Below are 19,923 nucleotides of genomic sequence, written 5' to 3'. Positions count from 1 at the left end.
TCCACCCCGATCTTTCCTTTTTCGGTCCTTCTGGAGGCTTCACGGTGATGAATTCATCTGACCGGCCCCCGGGACGCTCCGAGCATCGCCCTAATCGAGCGGGGCCTCCACGTCCTTGCGCTCTGCCGCAAAGGCGTTGACGGGATCGGAAAGGCGGTCTTTCGCGCCTTCGATTTCACCCTCGCGACAGCGAGGGCCCTCCGCATGCGGTCCGGGTGATGCGGAACCGATCACATGGACGGGCCGTCGCAGGGTTTCATGGTCGTGGAGAAGACCGAGGCGAAGGACGCGATGACTCAGTTTCCGCAGTTGCCGGCGGTGGCGGACCTCACCGCCGCCGGGCCCACGGGCGCCAAGAAGATGCTGACCAGGGCCGCGGCCCCGCTGCCCGCCGCCGAGCTGGCGCCGTTCTTCGAGCACGCCTGCCGGGAGCTGGCGCGGGCGGGCGAGGGCGAGCTCGCGTACTGGGCGTTCGGGCAGGCGCGCAAGGTCGAGAAGAACCATCCCGCGCTACGCGACCTCGACCGGGTCCAGGAGGTCTTCCTCGAACTGGTGCCCGCGGGCGGCGTCGGCCCCGCCGCGCTGCGCGACTACGCCAAGACGCTCGCCGCGGAGCTGCCGGGCGGGGAGGCGTACGCCCGCTTCCGCGAGGTGATCTGCGCGGGATTCGACGCCGGGCTCATCCCGTACGCCCGGATCTTCCCCGACCTGCGCGCGCTGGCCCGCGCCGCGAAGATCAAGAAGCGGGACGCGGAGGAGTTCCTGGCCGAGCGGCTGCTGCGCGCCGGGCTCCTGCCGGTCGCGTCCCACCAGGTCTGGGCGGCCGCCCGGGAGCCGCTCGCCGCGCTGGCCGGACGCGACGACGACCTGATGAAGCTGCTGATCGCCGCCGAGCCCGACCGCGCCCGGCATGAAGCGGAGAGCGGCGAGGAGGTGGCCGAGGAGATCCGGCAGATGTGGCTGGAGTCCCTGGCCGAGAGCGGGGCGGGCACGCACCTGTCGGCGCGGTGGTTCGGCACCGCGGGACGCGGTTGCGCGGCGGCCGTCCTGCTGAAGCTCGTCGACCAGGCCGGGGACCGGCTGTTTCCGGAGTCCGAGGTGATTTCCGGTGAGGAGACGGACCCCGCGATCCCGCCTCCCGACTACCGGCACATCATTCCCCAGGGGGAGCTGACAACCGATTCGCCCCGCTGGTGGGAAGCGTCCTTCGACGTGGGGCGGCAGGCCGCGGACGTGGCGTCCGGTCCCGAAGAGCGCGAGCGTTTCGCCTGTCTGCTGGACGCGTTCGTCCGCGACATGGGCTATTTCGGCAACGTCGACTACGCGGCCACGGTCAAGGCGCTGTGGAGCGAGGCGGAGACCCGCGAGGTGCTGAGCGAAGCCGTCGACGCCTGGAAGGCCGACGCGGGCCGCCGGGACCTTCCCTTCCTGCACGGCGCCCTGCACCGGTTGGCGCGGCTCACCGGCCCCGGCCGTCTTCTCGACCTGGTGCCGAGCCTCGCCGAAGGGCTCGAACCCGCCGATCCCGTGGACGCACTGCTGTCGGCCCTGCGCGGAGGCATTCCCGCCGAACTGGCCGTGCCCGCCGATGGAATGCCGCACAAATCCCCGAAGTCAGGCCGGACGATAATCCAGCACCTCGGATACCTCACCATTACGGAACGGTCCTGGCACGCGTACGCGTCCGTCACCGGCGACGACGAATTGTCGGTGCGCCTTCCCCAACTGCCGGACGGGCTGCTGCCCTGGTATGACGGCGGCGCCGGCCTCCTGTCGCGAATCCGGAACGGCGTCTGGCAGACGTTCCGGGTCGACGGGCGGACAGGCGAGACCGTCGCGCTGACCCTGGATCCCGACACCGCCACCGCGCGGCCCGAGGCGCCCGGAACCGCCGGGGTGACGTTCCCGGGCGCCGCCGAGCCGAGCGAGGTCCGGTTGAGCCGCGGCGCGATCACCGTCACCGCCCCGGACGGGACCCGGACGGCCCGGCTGCTCTTCTCCCCCGTCATGCGGACGAAGGGCGGCCTGGTCCCGCCGCCCGGCTGGTGGGCGCGGCGCGCCCCGGTCGACCCGGACGGGTCGGCGGCGCTGCGGCGCCTCGACCGCGAGCGGGCGGCGCGCCTGCTGGAGGCGACGCTGACCGGACCTGGCGCGGCCGCCGACGCGCTGCGCGCCGTCCTGCCGGAGGTGTCCGCGCCCGCCCTGCGCGACGGCGTCCTCGAAGCGGCCCGCGCGGCCGTCGAGTGCCTGCTGCTGGCCGTCGAGGTGCGCGACCGGATCGGCCGTCCACAGCCCCCGGCGCTGCCCGCGCTGGTCACCCCGGCGCCCGGCCTGCCCTTCGCGCGCACCACGGCGCGGACCAGGTGGCTCGTGCGCCAACGGCTACTGGCCCGCGCGCTGGAATCGGCGGCGACCGGCGAGCCCGCGGCCGCCGAGCCCTACCTCGTCCGCACGGTCTCCCTGCCGCCCGGCGGCCACGTGGGCATGGGCATGGACACCCTGGCGGGCCACGCGCTCCCGGCCGTCCTGCCGTGGACGTCCGACGCGCAGCGCGAAGGCGCCCTCGACGTCCTGCGCCTCTGGGCCAACGCCCCCATCGGCGACGGCGCGGCGGCCTGCCGGATACTGCGCCTCACTCCGGCGGATGGCGACGGCCAGTCCAACGCCGAGCGCCAACTGGTCGACAAGGAACTGGAGATGACGGCGCCCGGACAGCTCTGGCGCACCCCCGACGGCACCCTGCTGATCATGGACTACCAGCGGCACAACAGGACCGCGACGGCCGTGGAGTACGCGCCCGGCGGGACGTTCGGCCCGGTCGGGCCGCCCGGCTGGCGAGCGGCCCGCGCGCCCGTTCCCTGCTGGGGCGGCGCCGACCGGGTCGTCCGGCTCCTCCGGTCGCTGGCCGAGCGCGGCCCCGCGCCGATCGACGCCGCCGCCACCGTCCGCGACCTGGCGGAACGCGCGGGCTTCACGGTGGCGGACGCCGTCGCGGTGTGCCGGTTCCCCGCCGAGGTCCTGGGCGACGACATTCCCACGACCGGCGCCACCATCTCCTTTCCCATGCGGGACGCGGTGCGGGAACGCCTCCTGCCCGACGACCCGGCCGACCTCTGGGTCACCGGCCTCGCCACGGACGCGGCGGCCGACTGGTGGCGAACCCACGGCGACGCCGTCTAGACGTCAGTCGGGCGGGCGGGCCTGCGCGTCGGGCTTCGGCCGCTGCGTTGAACGGTCGGGGACGCGCGGCGAACTGCACGTTTTGTGAATATTGTTGCGCTCTGTCGGGTTAGCCGCGCCCGAAAGCGGAGGTTTGCCGCAAAACGACCGTTGAGCGCAGGGATCCGACCGCTCACCGATCACCCGCCCCCGTCGTCGCTCGATCGCGGCCACTGGGCGAACGCGACGGCACTTGGCCCTTTCCGCCCCTAAAACGCCATTTTAATCTTCGGTTCACCTGCGATCGCGATGTGTATGCACGTCATTCGGCAGAAGTGAGGGCGCTCCTGCCGCCACCGGCCCCGGAAACAGATCCCTGACCCCTCGCCACACCACACGCCCGGACGGGAACGTCCGGCGCACCGCCGTATTCCGCGGCGATGCGCATTGCCGGAAATAGGGCCTGCCCATTGCCGCGTAAAGCGGCGGTGCGCAGCGCCGTGTCTTCGGCGGTGTGGCCGTCTTCCCCGCGACCATGGCGCCTCCATTCCCGTGTGGGCGCCGTCCGATCCCCCGCGTGAGAGAGAAGGTCGGCATGGAGCCGAAGAAACTCCGATGGCCCGTCATCGCCGCCGCCGCGGCCGCGGCGATGATGTTCACCGCCCCGGCGTCCGCGACCCCGGTCTCCCCGTCCACGACACTTTCCAAAGCGACCGACTGCGCGCCCGGCACGACCGTGCGCACCGACAAGGGAGCCGTGTGCGGGACGGTCTCCGACGGCGTCGCCTCCTGGCTCGGGATCCGGTACGCCGCCCCGCCCGTCGGCAGGCTGCGCTGGGCGCCGCCCGAGCCCGCACCCGCCTGGAACTCGACGTTCCCCGCCACCGAGAAGGGCAGCAACTGCCCGCAGGCGGACGGGCTCGGCGCCGGATCGACCAACGAGGACTGCCTGAACCTGAACGTCAGGGCGCCCGCGAACGCCGGTGCGAAACGGCTGCCGGTCATGGTCCAGATCCACGGCGGCGGGTTCAGGTTCGGCACCCCGGCCGACGGGAGCCACCTCGTCCGGTCCGGCGACGTCATCTCGGTGGAAGTGCATTACCGGCTCGGCATCTTCGGCTTCATGGCGCACAAGGACCTGGGCCGCCACTCGGGCAACTACGCGTTCCAGGACCAGCAGGCGGCGCTGCGCTGGGTGCAGAAGAACATCGCGGCATTCGGCGGCGACCCGCACAATGTGACCATTTACGGTGCGTCCGCGGGCGGGTCGAGCGTGTGCGCGAACGCCGTCTCCCCCACCGCGAAGGGACTGTTCCAGAAGGGGATCGCGCAAAGCGGGGAGTACAACTCGCTGCTCGGCACGAACACGTCCTGGCAGCCGCAGGACTGCAAGTCCGAACTGCCCACCGCGGAAGAGGCGCACCGGACCGGCGCCCGGTTCGCCGCCGCCGTCGGCTGCGGCGACGCCGCCGACACCGCCGCCTGCCTGCGCCGGGTGCCGGTGCAGACGCTGCTCGACAAGTCCGGCGACGGGATGGGCCCCGACCAGGGCACGATGGCGCCGATCGTCGACGGCAAGACCCTGACCATGTCCCCGGCGAAGGCGTTCGTCACCGGCCACATCAACAAGGTGACGCTCATGCACGGCGTGGACCGCGACGAGACCCAGCTCGCCTCCGCCAACACGCCCGCCGACTACAGCAGGCTCGTCCAGCAGCAGTACGGACGGTACGCGTCCAAGGTGTTCGCCCTTTACCCGCTGGACCGCTTCCCCGCGCCCGCGGCGTTCATCGCCTACCGGACGATCGCGGCCGACTCCAACTCCGTCTGCCCGTCCCTGCTCAACCACCAGCGGATGTCCCGCTACATCACCGTGTACGGCTACCAGTCCGACAACTCCGACGCTCCGCCGGCGAGCTTCCTCGACCAGACCAAGCCGAACGGCGCGTTCCACGTCCTGCTGAACCAGTTCCTGTCGCCCCGCCCTGGGCAGCAGTTCACGCCCAACCAGCAGGCGTTCGGCGCGCAGATCACGGCCCAGTGGACGGGATTCGCCCGCACCGGCGACCCGACCGTGCCGGGCGCGCCCCTGTGGCCGCGCTTCACCCGCCAGAACCCGGACGTCATGGCCCTGGCCCCGGCGGGCGACAGCCAGCTGACCCGGGAGATCGCACGCCAGCACCACTGCGACTTCTGGAACAAGCTCACCCCGTACAACCACTGACCCACTGACCCGGTCCGGGCGCGGCCCCCACGCCGCGCCCGGACCGCAGCGCGTTCACGGCCGCGCCGGAGAGTCCTGGAGGTGACGAACGGCCCAGTCCCCGGAAGTCCTGCGGCCCAGCTAGTGCGGGCTGCGCGCGGGCGCGCTACCCTCCATACAGATGCAGTTTATTACCTGAAACTTTGTTCGCGATTTCCGTGTCGCGCGGCTCCGGAGGGGGGTCCGCATGGAGTCCCCTGACGGAAGAGGCTGGACCTTCCTGACCAATCACGCCCGCGTGCTGATCGCCATCGCCCGCGACCCGGAGATCCGCATCCGGGACATCTCCACCGGCATCGGCATCACCGAACGCGCCGCGCAGCTGATCACGAACGACCTCGTCGATGCCGGGTACCTGACCCGCCACCGCGTCGGCCGCCGCAACACCTACACCGTCGACTCCGACCGGCCGTTCCGCCACCCCACCGAGGCCGACCAGCGCGTGGACGCGCTCATCACCCTGTTCACCGACCACGACGAGGCGCGGACCGCCGACCGCGACCCCACCGGCCCGGGCGGGCCCCCCGACGGCCCTGCCGTCCCGCAATCCCCCTTCGACTCCGCAGAGGGAGACCCCGGTGGCCGCTGAGCCCGAACTGACCGTCCAGGTGTCCGACCTGGCCGGGTACGCGCTGGTCAGCGCTTCCGGATCGATCGACTACCACACCCACCCCGTCCTCGCCGCGCGGCTGGAGCAGGCCATCGCCGCGACCCGGCTGGCGGTGATCGTGGACATGGCCCAGGTCGAGTTCTGCGACTCCAGTGGCCTGAACTGCTTCGCCCGCGCCTACCAGCGCGCCCACACATGCGGGATCAGCCTGGTCGCCGCCGGGCTGCAGGAGCGCGTCCACCGCGTCTTCACCATGACCGGCCTGGACTTCGGCGTCTACCTGCAGCCCGACCTCGAAACGGCCGTGCGCTGGCTGGAGAACGGCTCCCGCCGCCCCTCCCCGGACCTGGCCTGACCGCGCGCCGGTCAGGGCAGGCGGGGGCCCGCGTCGTCACGGCCGAACGTGGCGAAGACGCGCGCGAAGGCCCGGGCGGCCGCGGTCAGCTCGGCGACGCTGACCCACTCGTCGGCGGTGTGCGCCTGGGCGATCGCGCCGGGCCCGTAGACGACCGTGGGGATGCCGAGCCGGTTGCGCAGGAACCGGCCGTCGGTCCCCAGCGACAGGCCGGTCGGGACGGTGTTCGCGGATGCCGCGACGAAGCGGGCGAACGGGTGGTCCGCGCGCAGTTCCGATGCCTCCACCTCGACCAGCGCCTCCATCTCGTAGTCGGCGCCGGGGCAGGCCGCGTCGATCCTCGTCCGCAGCCCGGCGAGCACGTCGGCGGCGCTCTCCCCCGGCAGCGTGCGCCGGTCGATCACGAACGCGCAGTGCGGCGCGATCACGTTGGCGGCGACCCCGCCGTCGATGAGCGCGACGTTGCCGGACGGGCTGCCGAGCAGCGGATGCGGGCGCTCGTGGTAGGCCGTCCCGTGCAGCGCCGTGATCATCGCGGCGGCGTCGGCGATGGCCGACCGTCCGGCGCCCGGCTCGGAGCCGTGCCCGGCGGCGCCGCGGACCCGCACCCGGACCTGCACCGAGCCGCGCTCGGCGATCGAGGCCCGCAGCCCGGTCGGCTCGGGGATCAGGCAGGCGTCCGCGTCGACCAGCCCCGCGTCCACCAGCGCCTCGGTGCCGTGCCTGCCACCGGTCTCCTCGTCGGCGACCAGGTGGAACAGCAGGCGGGACGGCACCGGCACGCCCGCGTCCCGGCAGGCGCTCAACCCTTCCAGGGCGGCGGCGATGCCGCCCTTCATGTCGGCGGCGCCGCGGCCGTAGAGCCGGTCGCCCTCGCGCACCGCGTCGAACGGCGGCCTGGTCCAGGCGTCCACGGCGACCGGGACGACGTCCAGGTGGCCGTTGACCAGCAGGGTCGGCGCTCCGGGCGCGGAGTCCGCGGCGTAGCGTCCGAGCACCGAGGGACGGCCCGGCTCGGGCTCGAAGAGCTCGACGGCACAGCCGCGCTCGGCGAGCAGCGCGGTCGCGGTCGCCGCCACCGCCGCCTCCCGGCCGGGCGGGTTCTGGGAGTCGCAGCGCACCAGCGCCCTGGTTGTCTCCACCACCCGCTCGGTGGACACGTACTCCTCCGGCGCGCTCACGGCAGGATGCCGACCCGGGCGAGGCCGGCGACGAACCCGGCCAGGGCGGGACGGGCCGCGGTCAGCTCGTCCAGCAGCCGCGCCCCTTCCTCGGCGGCGCCGGAGCGGATCAGCACCACCGCCCGCCAGAGGTCGGCCTCGCGGTTCGCGCCGAGCTTGCCCGCGGCCCCGGCCAGCGCCGCGGTCGCCGCCTCGGCGCCGTCCTCGATGCCGGTCGGGTCGCCGATCACCAGCGGCGGCGCGAACAGCGTCGCGCCGACCACGCCGAACGCCTCCTGGACGGGCAGCAGCCGCGCCAGTTCGCCGACCGGGTCCGGGTGGTCGTCGACGCGGACGTCGACGAGCACCTCGCGCCACGGGGTCGCCGACCGCTCGCCGCCGACCACGGTGACGCACGCGGACTGCGAGCCGCGCGCGTCGCCGCCGGCCGCCTCCGCCGCCGCCAGCGCCCGGACCAGGCGGTGGGCGAGCGGGGCGGACGCCTCCGCCGCGGCGGCGACCATCGCGTCGGCCACGTCGCCGGCGGCGAGCATGTTGCCCGCCGCGATGACGTCCGGACCGGCGGCGCCGCCGGTCTCCGGAGCGCACCGGCCGCCGGTGTGCGCGGCGTGCTCCCCGGCCGCGTCCATCACGAGCAGCTGCCGGTAGTCGGCCAGCGGGTCGGCCGCGACCAGCTCCGCGACGATCTCCGCTGGGGCCTGTCCGGCGCGCAGCCCGTCGAGGCCGAGGTGCGGCCAGTCGGTGTTCGCGAACGCCTGGCTGACCACCGCCCCGACGCCCGCCTCGGCACGTCCCACCACCGCGCCGACGCCGAAGAAGTGCGACTGCGAGGCGAACCCGAGGTGCCCCGTCGCGGGGTCCATCCCGATGATCGAGAAGGTCACGGCCGTCCTCCCCCGTCGCGCGGCGCCATGGCGCTGACCAGTTCGTAGACGGCGTGCGCGGCGGCGATCCCCGTCACCTCGGCGTGGTCGTAGGCGGGCGCCACCTCGACGACGTCCGCGCCGACCAGGTCGAGGTCGGCGAGGGCGCGCAGGACGGCGAGCAGCTCCCGGCTGGTCATCCCGCCCGCCTCCGGGGTCCCGGTGCCGGGCGCGAACGCCGGGTCCAGGACGTCGATGTCGATCGAGACGTACACCGGCCTGTCCCCGACCCGGCGGCGCATCTCCTCGATCACGCCGGACGGGCCGAGGTCGTCGAGCAGGTGCGAGCCGAGCACCCGGAAGCCGAGCACCTCGTCCGCCGACAGGTCCTCGGCGCCGTAGAGCGGGCCGCGGGTTCCGATGTGCATCGAAGCCGTCCTGTCGATCAGCCCTTCCTCGCTGGCCCGCCGGAACGGCGTGCCGTGCGTGCGGGACGCGCCGAAGTAGGTGTCCCAGGTGTCCAGGTGCGCGTCGAAATGGACGACGGCCACCTCGCCGTGGCGCTCGTGGGCGACCCGGAGCAGCGGCAGGGCGATGGTGTGGTCGCCGCCGATCGTGACCAGCCGCCCGGCGGACTCCAGCACCCGCCGGGCGCCGCGCTCGATCTGGCCGAGCGCCTCGTCGATGTCGAACGGGTTGCAGGCGACGTCCCCGGCGTCGGCCACCTGCTGCCGCGCGAACGGCTCGATGTCCTGCACCGGGTTGTAGGGGCGGAGCAGCTTGGACGACCCGCGCACGTGCCGGGGGCCGAAACGGGCTCCGGGACGGTAGCTGACCCCGCTGTCGAACGGCACCCCGAGGATCGCCACGTCCGCTCTCGCGACCTCGTCCAGGGCGGGCAGCCGCGCGAAGGTCTCCGGCCCGGCGAAACGGGGGATCCGGGTGGCGTCCACGGGTCCGCGCGGTTCGGCCGTCCGCGCGGCCGATGCCCGCTCGGGGGCGTCGCCGGTCATGACGGCCTCCCGTTCGACGCGGCCGCGCCGGACCGCACCCGGGGCAGCAGCTCGTCCGCCAGGTATTCGAGCTGCGCGGTGCCGCCGTCCTCGTCGGGGACGGGGCAGAGGGCGATCGAGGTGGACCCGGCCGCGGCGAGGGCCTCGATCCGCGCCGCGCAGTCCGCCGGGGTGCCGACGACGGCGAGCTCGTCGAGCCAGGCGTCGGGGATCCGCGCGACGGCGTCCTCGAAGGGCAGCGCGGCGAGCCGCTCGGCCTCGGCGGCGATGCCGTGGGCCTCGGTCATCGGGTTGCGCGGACCGGACAGCAGGTAGATCCCGAAGAGCCCGCGCAGCCGCCGCCGCGCGGCGGCGGGGTCGTCGTCCATGCTGACGAAGGCGTAGGTGACGAGGCCGAAGTCCGGGGCGGGGGCGCCGGTCGCGACGCGCTCGGCGGCCCAGCGCACGTAGTCGTCCCCGGCGAGCACCGAGAGGACCGCGCCGTCCGCGATCCGTCCGGCGGTGCTCAGGGCCTTCGGGCCGCCGACCCCGGCGAAGACGGCGGGCGGACGCGCGGGCGGGTGCTCAAGCCGGATCCCCTCCGCGACGAAGGAGGCGTCCTTGAGGTCGAGCGTCTCCCCGGCGAAGAGCGTGCGCAGCGCGGCCACCACGTCCTTGATCGAGGTGAGCGGCTTCGCGGGCCGGACGCCCATCTGGTCGAGCCAGTCCGGGACGCCGACGCCGACCCCGGCGGTGAGCCGGCCGGGATAGATCCCGGCGAGCGTGGCCAGCTCCATCGCCAGCAGCGCCGGATGCCGGGACGCGGTCGGCACGATGCCGATGCCGACGGGCAGCGACGTGTGCGCGAGCACCGCCCCGGCCGCGGCGATCGCGCCGGTGAAGAAGTAGTCCTCGCCGACCCAGATCTCGTCGAAGCCGCCGCGCTCGGCGGCCCGCGCAGCGGCGACGATCTCGCCCGGCGGCTGGGCGCTGCCCAATACGACGCCGAGCCGCGGAGCGGGCGTCGCGGTCATTCCCCGACCCCCTCGGGCAGCGGCGTCCACGGCACCGCGCCGAGCCCGCGGCCGTTCGTGGAGCCGCCCAGGCCGGGACGCTCCTCCGCGAGGTCCGGCAGGGCGGTGATGTGGGTGTGCCACATCCGCCACTCGGCGCCGCCGGAGCCGTCGTCGCGCTGGTAGACCTCGGTGGCGCGGCCGGCCGGGGCGTCGACGGCGTCGGCGGTCCACTCGCCGCCGTCCGCCATCTCCGAGGCGAGGGTGAACTCGCAGGCGAGCCAGGCCATGTCGCCCTTGATCTCCAGCCGCATGATCGTGGTCTCGATGCCGGACTGGCTTCCGAGGTCCTTGTAGAACTCCCAGAGGGCGACCTTCTCCTTCATGCCGAAGTAGGGGTGCCCGTTGAAGTTGAACATCAGGTACTCGTCGCCGGGCTCGGGGAAGACGCGCCTCATGCGGGGGATGTCCCAGTCCAGGTTGGCCTGCCACCACTCGCGGTGGAGGTGCAGGATCCGGTCGATGTCCGCCTGCGGAGCTGTCCGCCGGACGGACGGGGTGTCACTCATTCCAGTTCCCTTCAGGGCGCGTCGCCGCGGTGGGCGCGATTCATGACGTGGCGGTGGATCAGGGAGGCGACGGCCGCCGGGGCGCCGCTCATCGGAAGGTGGCCCTGCCCCCGCAGGACCTCCAGCCGCCCGCCGGTCGCCTCGGCGAAGGCGCGGGAGTCCCCGGGCGGGCAGCTCTCGTCCCGGTCCCCGACGATCGCGAGGACCGGGCAGCCGACGCGGTCGGCGTATCTCATGGCGTACGCCCCGGCCGCCGCTCGCCAGATGGCCGCCACCTGCGCGGACGGGTTGTCGCTGACCTCCACGGCGGAGCCCGCGCCAGCCGTTTCGGCGGCGGCCGGGCCGGACTCGTCGGCGACCAGGCTTTCCAGCAGGGCCCGCGCGCCGAGTTCGGCCAGCGCCGTCAGGAACGCCCGCGTCTCCGCCGCGCTCGCGGGCAGGCACGCGCCGCCCACGGTGATGAGGCCGTCGGCCCGCTCGGGGTGCTGCGCGGCGAGGGCCGCGGCGATGGGCGCTCCGACGGACGCGCCGACCAGGTGGACGCTCGTCCAGCCGAGGTGGTCGAGCAGCCGCGAGCACGACGCGGACCAGGACTCGACGCTGTAGGCGTCGTGCCTGGGCGAGTGGCCGTGCCCCGGCAGGTCGATGGCGGCGCACGCCCAGTCCGCCGGAAGGCGGGCGATGACCGGCAGCCATATCGAGCCTTGGAGGTTCGCGGGGTGGACGAAGAGCACGGCCGCCGCCGCCCGCGGGGGCTCGGGCCGCCGCACGAGCGCCGAGAGCCCGTCGCGGGTCCGGACGCGCTCAACGCCCTGACCCGCCTGTCGCATGACCATGGACGCAAACCTACAATCTTCTTGTAAGTTCTGTCCAGGACGCCCACTCGGCGGCCTTCGGGGGCCGGGAGCCTTTAAGGTGGGGGACGTGGACGGGCGCACGATCGGTGACGTGGCCGCCGAGATCGGCGTGAGCCCGCAGACGCTGCGCGTATGGGAGAAGCAGGAGCTCCTCGTCCCGCACCGGACGGAGGGCGGCCAGCGCCGCTACGGGCCCGCCCACGTGCGGCGCGCGCGCCGGATCGCCGATCTGCGCCAGCGGCACGGGTGGAACCCGGCGGCCATCAAGACCTCACTCGAAGGCGAGGGCGACGGCGACGACGGCAACGGCGGCGCCAACGGGAACGGGAATGGGACCGGGAACGGCGGCGGCGAGCCGGAGCGCGAACGCCACGCCGACGGCGAGCGGCTGAGGCGCGCCCGCCGCGCCCGGGGGCTCTCCCTGGTCAACCTCGCCGCCCTGGCCGGGACGTCCCCGTCGCACCTGTCGTCGATCGAACGCGGACTGGACCGTCCGTCCACCCAGCTGGTGGCCCGCCTGACGGACGCCCTGGGCGTCCCGATGAGCGGCCTGGCCGATTTCAAGCAGCTCGACCCGACGGTCATGCGGCTCGGCGACCGCACCCAGGTGCAACTGGAGAACGGCGCCACCTGGGAGGAACTCGCCTACCCGGGACACGACCTGGAGGCGGCGATGCTGACCGTCTCCCCCGGAGGCTCCAGCGGCGGCCCCTACGCCCGTCCCGGCGAGACGTTCGCGCACGTCCTGGAGGGCGCCATCCGGTTCCAGCTCGGGGGCGGCCTCGCCGACCATCACGAGGTCGGCGCGGTCGAGCACGTCGGCACGGGCGACTCGATCACCGTCCCGGCGCGGACGTACCTGTCCTGGAGCAACGAGGGCTCCGCTCCGGCCCGGGCGCTGTGGGTCGAGGTGCTGCCTTCACGGGCCTGGGCCGACCCGGTGACCCGCAGGATCGTCAAGGCCGCCTCCGGGGTGGCGCCGGGATCGGACTGAACCGTCCCCGCCGGGCGCGGTGTCAGGACGCTCCGGAACCGCGGGCGACCGCGGTGGCGCCGTCGAGTTCGTACCGGCTCCGCGCGGCCGCGTCCGCCTCGGTCCGCGGGTCGAACCCCCGGGAGATCGCGAAGTAGGCGACCGCCGGGACGACGAGCCCGACGATGAACGCCAGGTCCGCGCCGCCGACGTCGTCGAGCAGGGGCCCCTTGTAGAAGCCGGTGCTCGCGAACGGCGCGAGCGCGGCGACGCCGAGGAGGTAGGCGCTCAGGCCCCGCCAGGCCCAGCGGCCGTAGATGCCGTCCCGGCTGAAGATCTCGGTCACGGCGTAGTGCCCGCGCCGGACGAAGTAGTAGTCGACGAGGTTGACGGCCGTCCACGGGACCAGCAGGTACGTCACCACGAGGACGAAGTCGTTGAAGCTGCCGAGGTACTTCGCGGGCAGCCATTCCGACACCGAGAACACGAGGACCGCCCCGGCGACGATCCCGAGGACCCGGTTGCGGGACGAGATCCCGAGGTCCGGCTTGAACCCCTGCACGATGCTGAGCGAGGAGAGCATCGCGCCGTAGAGGTTGACGCCCATGATCGCGATCACGCCGGGGATCAGCACGATCAGCACGGCGGCCTGCCCGAACCCGTCGAACCAGAAGTCGCCGACCTGCTGGAGGTTGACGAGCGCGTCGGGCGCCTCGACCGACGACGCGATCAGGTTGCCGAGCGGCATCAGCCACAGCGCGGACGCCGCGGCGCCCAGGTAGGTCCAGCCGATCACCGCGCGGTGGGAGGTCGTGGCCGGGAGGTACCGGGAGTAGTCGGAGACGTAGACCGCGTACCCGAGCTGGTAGCCGGTCGCCGCGGCGAACTGCGCCAGCCAGCCGGAGACCGAGAAGCCGCCGCCGGACGCGGCGGGCGCCGGATCGAGGTGCACGACCGCGAGGACGGTGAGGGCCGCGAACACCGGGACGACGAGGTACGGCAGCCACCTGAGGACGAGGTGGAGGAGGTCGTACCCGAAGATCGCCAGCGCCGTGGTCAGCACGACGATGACGAGGCTCCAGCCGGTCGTCGACCAGCCGAGGTCCGCGGCCAGGGTCTGCGATCCGAGCAGCACCCCGAACGAGCTGAAGCCCAGGTAGACGCCGATCACGGCGATCATCGGGAGGCTCGCGCCGCGCGTCCCGAACTGGGCGCGGGACTGGATCATCTGGGGAAGCCCCATGGTCGGGCCCTGGTTCGCGTGGAACGCCATGAAGCAGGTCCCGAACAGGACGCCGAGAACGGTGGCGACCACCGACCAGAGGAACGACAGCCCCATCACCGGACCGATGAACCCCACGACCATCGTCGTCGGCACGAACTGGCCGGTGAACCAGAACGGCGCCTGGTGCCAGGGCTTGCCGTGCCGCTCCGCCTGCGGGACGTAGTCGATCGACCGAGTCTCCGGTTGCAGCGCCACCGCGGCGTGCTTCGCGGTCTTCTCCATGGTCAGGCCTCTCGGTAACGGGCACGTGGAGAGCAACTTACAATCTTCTTGTAGGTCTTGTCTCCACCTCGACACCCCCTTTTTTCACCACCCCACCCCCGCCCCACCTGCACAAGCCCCCCGCCGAGCCCGACCGACACCCCTTCAGCTAAGTGTGCGATGAGGTCGCGGGCCGGTTCGCCGCCGCCGGGTTGATCAGCGGTGGGTGGGGAGGAGGCGGTCGGATACGAGGAAGCCTGAGCCGCCGCCGAGGCCCGGGCCCGGGTGGGTGGAGGCGCCGATGTGCCACAGGCCCGGGACGCCGGTCGCGTGGCCGGTGGCCGAGGACAGGGGCCGCCACAGGGCGTACTGGTCGATCCGGCAGTCGCCGCCGTAGGGGTCGCCGCCGACCAGGTTGACGTTCATCTCCTCCAGTTCGACGGGGCCGAGCACCAGGCGGTCGGTGAGGGCCGAGTCCAGGTTGGTGATGTGGGGGCGGAGGACGTTGAGGATCCGGTCGGCGTAGGCGTCGCGGAGCCGCGGCGTCCAGGCGCCGTCGCCGGGGTCGATGACGCCCGCCGCGTCGCCGCGGACCCGCCGGGGCAGCTCCTGGAGTTGGAGCCAGAGCAGGCCCTTGCCCTCGGGGACGCGTCCGGGGTCGACGGTGGCGGGCTGGCCGACGGCGACGGTCGGCCGTTCGGGGAGCACCCCGCGCCAGGCGGCGTTCACGGACGCCGACAGGGAGTCCAGGTCGTCCAGGACGTGGACGAGAGCGACATCGTCCAGGGACAGGTCGCTCCAACGGGGCGGCTCGGAGAGGGCCAGATGGATCTGCATGGCGGCGCGGCCGTGCCGGAACGCCCGCGCCGCCCGAAGGCGATCAGCGGGAGCGCCGTCGCCCAGGAGTTCTTCGTAGAGGGCGCGCGGGGTGACCGAGGCGAGGACGGCGCGGCGCGCTCGCAGCAGGCGCCCGTCGGCGAGCCGGACGCCTCGGGCGCGGCCCTGGGCCAGGACGATCCCGGTGACGTCGGCGCCGGTGAGGAGTTCACCGCCGGCGTCGGTGACGATGCCGACCAGGGCGTCGACGAGGCGGACGCCGCCGCCCTCGGGGACGGGCATGCCGCCGGTGGCGACGGCGGCGGCGATGACCTTGGTGATGAACGCCGAGGCGGCGTCGTCGGGGCCGAGGCCGCCGTGCAGGGCCCAGGGGGCGAGCAGGGCGCGGGTGACGGGCGAGGAGAACGTCCGCTCCAGCCAGGGCCGGGCGGGTTCGAGGACCTCCGCGCCGGTGGCGACCAGGCCGCGGCGGCCGAGGCGGCGCAGCGCCCGCCACGCGAGCCGCAGCGCGCCGGGCCGCCAGAGGTCGGCGCCGAGCACGCCGAACGCCAGGTCGATCTTGCCGCCGAACTCGGTCATCATCGCCGCCCAGTTCTCGGCGTCGCCGAGATCGGCGAGCGCGGCGGTGAGGGCGTCCGGGTCGGTCGGCAGGACGGCCGCCCCGTCGCGGCACGCGACGCCGGTGGGCCGGGCGGTGTTGCGGTAGACGACGCCGCGCCGGGCGAGCTCGTCGGCGAGGGCGGCGTAGGCGGGGCCTCCGACGAACAGCGGGTGCCAGCTCGACAGCAGTTCCACGGTGTAGCCGGGGAAGACGTCCCGGCTGGTGCGGATGGCGCCGCCGGGCCGGTCCTCGCGCTCGCACACCGCGACCCGCCAGCCGCCGCCCGCGAGCCGCGCGGCGGCGACGAGGGCGTTGACGCCGCTGCCGATGACGACGGCGTCGAAGGCCGCCGCGGGAGGAACGCTGTCGCTTCGCACCATGGGTGCCTCCTTCACGACGAAGGTACCCACGGCGCCGGGGACTGTCAGCGGCCCGTCCGTCCGGCGGACGTCAGGTGCGGTGGACGGCGAAGGGGCCGAAACTCTGGGCGACGGGCATCAGCTCGATCGTGTTGACGTTGACGTGGGCGGGCTGGGACGCCGCCCAGTGCACCGACTCGGCGATGTCCTCGGGCTCGATCGGACGCATGCCCGCATAGACGTCGGCCGCCCTTTCCTCGTCTCCGTCGAACCGGACCGTGGAGAACTCCGTCGACCCGCACATGCCGGGCTCGACGCAAGTGACGCGAACGCCGGTGCCGTGCAGGTCACTGCGCAGGTTGAGGCTGAACTGCCGCACGAACGCCTTGGTGGCGCCGTAGACGTTCCCGCCGGGATACGGGTACGTGCCCGCCACCGACCCGAGGTTGATCACATGGCCGCTGCCCTTCGCCACCAGGATCGGCAGGACCGCGCGCGTGCAATGGACGAGGCCCCTGCAGTTGGTGTCGAGCATGTCGTCCCAGTCGGCCGGATCGGCCCGGTGGGCCGGTTCCAGGCCCTTGGCCAGCCCGGCGTTGTTCACGAGGACGTCGATGTCGGCGAACTCCGGCGGCAGCGCGGACACCGCGTCGGCGACGGCCGCGCCGTCGCGGACGTCGAGGACGAGGGGGTGCACCGCGCCGCCCGAGCCCGCCGCCAGCCGCGCGAGCCGGTCCCCTCTCCGGGCCGCGGCCACGACGCGCGCGCCGCCGCCGGCGAACCGGCGGGCGATCGCGGCGCCGAAGCCGGAGCTCGCCCCGGTCACGAACACGGTCGTCGTCATCGCGTTCACCCCTCCTCGGAGACGGCGTCCAGGAACGCGCGCAGGGCGGCGTCGAACTCGGCCGGGCGCTCCAGGTTGGGCATGTGCCCGGCCCCGTCGATCACGGCGAGCGCGGACCCCGGGATCAGCTCGTGCATCCGCCGCGCGTCCTCGACCGGCGTGTACTCGTCCTCGCCGCCGACGACGATGAGGACCGGCACGGCGGCGGCCGCCAACGACTCGGCGTAGTCGGGACGCTCGGCGCGGCCGCGCAACGCGGCGGCGGCGCCCTCCGGCGACGTGTCGAGCATCATGCCGAGCACGTGCGCCGCGACCGCGGGCAGCTCTGCGATGGTCGCCGGGGCCACCATCTTCGGCAGGACCTCCTCGGCGTAGGGCCGGATGCCCTCGGCGAGGAGCCGGTCGGCGAGGGCGTTCCGCGACCGCCGTCCGTCCGCCGTCTCCGCCCAGGGCGAGGTGTCGGCGAGCAGCAGGCCGCGGATCCGCTCCGGGACCTGCCGGTGGATCTCCATGACGATCTGCCCGCCCATGGAAAGGCCGCCGAGCACGAAGCGCTCCACGCCGAGCCGGTCGAGCAATCCGGTGACGTCGCGGGCGAAGGTCTCCAGCGGGGTCTTCCCGGGGACCACCGTGCTCTCGCCGTAGCCGCGCAGGTCCGGGACGATCACCCGCCACCCCTCCGCGGCGAAGCGCTCCACCTGCGGCCACCACATCGACCGGTCGAACGGATGGCCGTGCACCAGCACCAGCACGGGCGCGGCGGCACGTCCTTCGTCGTCGTACGCGATGGTCACCCCATCGGCGGAAAGCGTGCTCATGAATTCGCGCTCCTCGTCCTCTTCCCGCTTGACGGCTCGATGCTATTGAAGGCAATATCTCGGTGCAATAGCAGAATTGTTCTCGGTGCAATGTCATGGAGCGCAATGGACGACTACCGGAAGATCGCCGACGAGCTGGCGGCGCGGATCGCCGACGGGCGGCTCCGCGCCGGGGACCGGCTGCCGCCGCAGCGGCGGTTCGCCCGCCAGCACGGCATCGCCGGTTCGACGGCCGCGCGGGTCTACGGCGAGCTGATCCGGCGGGGGCTGGCGGTCGGCGAGGTGGGCCGGGGCACGTTCGTCCGCGCCGGGCGGCCGCCCGCCGAGCCCGCACTTGCCGAGCCCGCCGACGCCCTGGTCGACCTCGAGCTGAACTTCTCCGTCCTGCCGGAGCAGCCCGCGCTGGTCGCGGCGAGCCTCGGCGGGATGCTGCGGCCGGACGTCCTCGGGTCGGCGCTCGGCCCGGCCGGCGCGGCGGGCACCGCGCCGGCCCGGGAGGCCGCCGCGCGGCTGCTGTCCCGCGCCGGCTGGACCCCCGATCCGGCGCGCGTGCTGTTCGCGGGCAACGGGCGGCAGGCGATCGCCGCGTCGGTCGCCGCGCTCGTGCCGCCGGGCGAACGCCTCGGCGTGGAGGCGCTGACCTATCCGGTCGTGAAGGGCATCGCCGCTCGGCTGGGCGTCGCGCTCGTCCCGCTGGCGATGGACGAGCACGGGGTGACGCCCGAGGCGATCCGCTCCAGCGGGCCGCTGCGCGCCGTGTACCTGCAGCCGACGCTGCACAACCCCCTGGGCGGCACGATGCCCGCGGAGCGGCGGGCCGAGCTGGCCGCCCTGCTCGGCGACCTCGACCTCGTCGCGATCGAGGACGCCATCTACGCCTTCCTCCGCGCGGACCTGCCGCCGCTCGCCGCCCTGGCGCCCGACCACGTCGTCGTGGCCGACGGCCTGTCCAAACGGCTAGCGCCGGGCCTGACCGCGGGGTTCGCGGTCGCGCCCGCGCGCCTGACCGGCCGGGTCGCCGCCGCGCTGCGGTCCGGCGGCTGGTCCGCCCCCCGGTTCGCGCTCGACGCCGCGACGCGGCTGCTGACCGACGGGACGGCCGAGACCGTCCAGCGCGCCAAGCGCCGGGACGCGGCGGCGCGCCAGGCGCTGACGCGCGAGCGCCTCGCCGGGTTCGCGGTCGAGGGGGACCCGCGCGCCTACCACTGCTGGTGGCGGCTGCCCGAACCGTGGCGCGCCGAGACGTTCGTCGCGGCCGCCGCCCGCCGGGGCATCGCCGTCACCCCCGCCGCCGCCTTCACGGTCGGCGCGGCCCACGCGCCCCACGCCGTCCGTCTCGCGCTCGCCTCTCCGCCGATGGAGACCCTGTCGTCCGCGCTCGGGACGCTCGCCGCCCTGGCCCGCATGGCGCCCGAGGACACCACCACGGACTGACGGTCCTCTCAGGACGGCTTGCGCCAGACGGAGATGTGCTTGGTGGAGTCCTCGGTGAAGGGCGCTCCGTCCCAGTCGGCGACGCGCCGTTCGAGGTCGAGGCCCGCGATCCGCGCCATCAGGTCGAGTTCGGCGGGCCAGGCGAACCGGTGCCGGGAGTGCTCGCGCCGGTAGCGGCCGTCCTCCCCGTCGCGGACGAAGTGGTGCGACACGAGCATCTGCTCGACCAGGTCGAAGGTGTCGAGGCCGACATGCCGGTCGGACACGTCGAACGGGACGGCGACCTGGCCCCGGGGCAGGAGGCGCAGGGGCGGCACCCCCGTCTCGATGACGAACCGGCCGCCTGGCGACAGGTGGCGCGCCGCGTTGCGGAAGCACTCGACCTGCTCGTCCTGCGTGAGCAGGTTCGAGATCGTGTTGTAGACGAGGTAGACGAGCGCGAACTCGCCGGGGACGACGGTCGTGGCCATGTCCCCGATGGTGACGGGGAGCGTCTCCTCGTCGGCCTTCCGGCGCAGCACGGCCGCCATGTGCTCGGACAGTTCGATGCCCGCCACGGGCACGCCGCGTTCGCGGAGCGGGACGCCCACGCGTCCGGTCCCGATGGCGAACTCCAGCGCCCGGCCGGCACCGGCGAGGTCGGCGAGGAAGGAGAGGGTCGGGCCGAGGACGGCGGCCGAGGACATCTCGCCCTCCTCGGCGTCGTAGC

General features: G+C 73.9%; 17 protein-coding genes. 6 read left to right on the top strand and 11 right to left on the bottom strand.

The window, feature by feature from the left end; all coding sequences use genetic code 11:
• The first annotated feature begins 234 nt into the window (after positions 1–234).
• From ACH01S_RS16835 to ACH01S_RS16820, 4 genes are all read left to right on the top strand, one after another.
• Positions 235–3,180: a hypothetical protein gene (locus tag ACH01S_RS16835; protein WP_067892189.1), complete on the top strand. Its 2,946-nt coding sequence runs from the start codon at positions 235–237 to the stop codon at positions 3,178–3,180.
• A 556-nt stretch (positions 3,181–3,736) separates the two neighbouring features.
• The gene (locus tag ACH01S_RS16830) at positions 3,737–5,383 is read left to right on the top strand and encodes a carboxylesterase/lipase family protein (protein ID WP_218010284.1); all 1,647 of its coding nucleotides are present in this window, start codon (positions 3,737–3,739) and stop codon (positions 5,381–5,383) included.
• A 226-nt stretch (positions 5,384–5,609) separates the two neighbouring features.
• Positions 5,610–6,011, top strand: a complete 402-nt coding sequence (locus tag ACH01S_RS16825) for a helix-turn-helix transcriptional regulator (RefSeq protein WP_067892185.1) — start codon at positions 5,610–5,612, stop codon at positions 6,009–6,011.
• Positions 6,001–6,387, top strand: a complete 387-nt coding sequence (locus ACH01S_RS16820; protein WP_067892183.1) for an STAS domain-containing protein — start codon at positions 6,001–6,003, stop codon at positions 6,385–6,387. The genes ACH01S_RS16825 and ACH01S_RS16820 overlap by 11 nt, the downstream gene beginning before the upstream one ends.
• An 11-nt stretch (positions 6,388–6,398) precedes the next feature.
• Here the strand turns inward: ACH01S_RS16820 and ACH01S_RS16815 are convergent, their stop codons facing one another.
• From ACH01S_RS16815 to ACH01S_RS16790, 6 genes are read right to left on the bottom strand one after another with little or no spacing between them, the layout of a single operon-like run.
• Complete coding sequence (locus ACH01S_RS16815; protein ID WP_067892180.1) at positions 6,399–7,568, bottom strand: M20 family metallopeptidase; 1,170 nt, start codon at positions 7,566–7,568, stop codon at positions 6,399–6,401.
• A complete protein-coding gene (locus ACH01S_RS16810; RefSeq protein WP_067892178.1) occupies positions 7,565–8,452 on the bottom strand; it encodes a DUF1028 domain-containing protein in 888 nt (295 codons plus the stop codon). The genes ACH01S_RS16815 and ACH01S_RS16810 overlap by 4 nt, the downstream gene beginning before the upstream one ends.
• Positions 8,449–9,444, bottom strand: a complete 996-nt coding sequence (speB, locus tag ACH01S_RS16805; RefSeq protein WP_067892176.1) for an agmatinase — start codon at positions 9,442–9,444, stop codon at positions 8,449–8,451. Before speB ends, ACH01S_RS16810 begins: the two co-directional genes overlap by 4 nt.
• The gene (locus ACH01S_RS16800; protein ID WP_067892174.1) at positions 9,441–10,457 is read right to left on the bottom strand and encodes an LLM class flavin-dependent oxidoreductase; all 1,017 of its coding nucleotides are present in this window, start codon (positions 10,455–10,457) and stop codon (positions 9,441–9,443) included. The genes speB and ACH01S_RS16800 overlap by 4 nt, the downstream gene beginning before the upstream one ends.
• Positions 10,454–11,005 (bottom strand): YybH family protein, encoded by a 552-nt coding sequence (locus ACH01S_RS16795; protein WP_067892172.1) that lies wholly within the window; start codon positions 11,003–11,005, stop codon positions 10,454–10,456. The genes ACH01S_RS16800 and ACH01S_RS16795 overlap by 4 nt, the downstream gene beginning before the upstream one ends.
• A gap of 11 nt (positions 11,006–11,016) precedes the next feature.
• A complete protein-coding gene (locus ACH01S_RS16790) occupies positions 11,017–11,841 on the bottom strand; it encodes an alpha/beta fold hydrolase (RefSeq protein WP_067892170.1) in 825 nt (274 codons plus the stop codon).
• An 88-nt stretch (positions 11,842–11,929) separates the two neighbouring features.
• Here ACH01S_RS16790 and ACH01S_RS16785 point away from each other — a divergent pair, with 88 nt between their 5' ends.
• On the top strand, positions 11,930–12,856 hold the full coding sequence (locus ACH01S_RS16785) for a MerR family transcriptional regulator (protein WP_067892168.1): 927 nt from the start codon (positions 11,930–11,932) through the stop codon (positions 12,854–12,856).
• Positions 12,857–12,878: 22 nt separating this feature from the next.
• On the opposite strand, the gene ACH01S_RS16780 is transcribed toward ACH01S_RS16785, so the two are convergent.
• The 4 genes from ACH01S_RS16780 to ACH01S_RS16765 all read right to left on the bottom strand — a co-directional run bounded on the left by ACH01S_RS16780 (position 12,879) and on the right by ACH01S_RS16765 (position 17,780).
• Positions 12,879–14,342 carry a purine-cytosine permease family protein gene (locus ACH01S_RS16780; RefSeq protein WP_067892167.1) on the bottom strand — a complete coding sequence of 488 codons (1,464 nt, stop codon included), beginning with the start codon at positions 14,340–14,342 and terminating at the stop codon, positions 12,879–12,881.
• 195 nt (positions 14,343–14,537) lie between these two features.
• Positions 14,538–16,139: a phytoene desaturase family protein gene (locus ACH01S_RS16775; protein WP_067892165.1), complete on the bottom strand. Its 1,602-nt coding sequence runs from the start codon at positions 16,137–16,139 to the stop codon at positions 14,538–14,540.
• Between the two features lie 70 nt (positions 16,140–16,209).
• Entirely contained in the window at positions 16,210–16,962 is a 753-nt protein-coding gene (locus tag ACH01S_RS16770; RefSeq protein WP_067892325.1) for an SDR family oxidoreductase, read from the bottom strand.
• Positions 16,963–16,967: 5 nt separating this feature from the next.
• Positions 16,968–17,780, bottom strand: coding sequence for an alpha/beta fold hydrolase (locus ACH01S_RS16765; protein ID WP_067892163.1), 813 nt, complete (start codon positions 17,778–17,780; stop codon positions 16,968–16,970).
• A 105-nt stretch (positions 17,781–17,885) separates the two neighbouring features.
• Here ACH01S_RS16765 and ACH01S_RS16760 point away from each other — a divergent pair, with 105 nt between their 5' ends.
• On the top strand, positions 17,886–19,214 hold the full coding sequence (locus ACH01S_RS16760) for an aminotransferase-like domain-containing protein (protein WP_067892160.1): 1,329 nt from the start codon (positions 17,886–17,888) through the stop codon (positions 19,212–19,214).
• Positions 19,215–19,222: 8 nt separating this feature from the next.
• Here the strand turns inward: ACH01S_RS16760 and ACH01S_RS16755 are convergent, their stop codons facing one another.
• Positions 19,223–19,900, bottom strand: coding sequence for a class I SAM-dependent methyltransferase (locus ACH01S_RS16755; RefSeq protein WP_218010292.1), 678 nt, complete (start codon positions 19,898–19,900; stop codon positions 19,223–19,225).
• Positions 19,901–19,923 lie beyond the last annotated feature (23 nt).

Origin of the sequence: Actinomadura chibensis NBRC 106107, from assembly GCF_001552135.1 — a bacterium.
GTDB classification, from domain to species: domain Bacteria; phylum Actinomycetota; class Actinomycetes; order Streptosporangiales; family Streptosporangiaceae; genus Spirillospora; species Spirillospora chibensis.
This window is presented reverse-complemented; position numbering and strand designations above follow the sequence as displayed.

What these genes read in the sequence shown, in the direction of transcription:
- ACH01S_RS16825 (WP_067892185.1), top strand. Translation starts at nt 5,610, where the DNA reads ATGGAGTCCCCTGACGGAAGAGGCTGGACCTTCCTGACCAATCACGCC.
- ACH01S_RS16755 (WP_218010292.1), bottom strand. Translation starts at nt 19,900, where the DNA reads ATGTCCTCGGCCGCCGTCCTCGGCCCGACCCTCTCCTTCCTCGCCGAC.
- ACH01S_RS16760 (WP_067892160.1), top strand. Translation starts at nt 17,886, where the DNA reads ATGGACGACTACCGGAAGATCGCCGACGAGCTGGCGGCGCGGATCGCC.
- ACH01S_RS16835 (WP_067892189.1), top strand. Translation starts at nt 235, where the DNA reads ATGGACGGGCCGTCGCAGGGTTTCATGGTCGTGGAGAAGACCGAGGCG.
- ACH01S_RS16780 (WP_067892167.1), bottom strand. Translation starts at nt 14,342, where the DNA reads ATGGAGAAGACCGCGAAGCACGCCGCGGTGGCGCTGCAACCGGAGACT.
- ACH01S_RS16775 (WP_067892165.1), bottom strand. Translation starts at nt 16,139, where the DNA reads ATGGTGCGAAGCGACAGCGTTCCTCCCGCGGCGGCCTTCGACGCCGTC.
- ACH01S_RS16790 (WP_067892170.1), bottom strand. Translation starts at nt 11,841, where the DNA reads ATGGTCATGCGACAGGCGGGTCAGGGCGTTGAGCGCGTCCGGACCCGC.
- ACH01S_RS16800 (WP_067892174.1), bottom strand. Translation starts at nt 10,457, where the DNA reads ATGACCGCGACGCCCGCTCCGCGGCTCGGCGTCGTATTGGGCAGCGCC.
- ACH01S_RS16795 (WP_067892172.1), bottom strand. Translation starts at nt 11,005, where the DNA reads ATGAGTGACACCCCGTCCGTCCGGCGGACAGCTCCGCAGGCGGACATC.
- speB (WP_067892176.1), bottom strand. Translation starts at nt 9,444, where the DNA reads ATGACCGGCGACGCCCCCGAGCGGGCATCGGCCGCGCGGACGGCCGAA.
- ACH01S_RS16770 (WP_067892325.1), bottom strand. Translation starts at nt 16,962, where the DNA reads ATGACGACGACCGTGTTCGTGACCGGGGCGAGCTCCGGCTTCGGCGCC.
- ACH01S_RS16765 (WP_067892163.1), bottom strand. Translation starts at nt 17,780, where the DNA reads ATGAGCACGCTTTCCGCCGATGGGGTGACCATCGCGTACGACGACGAA.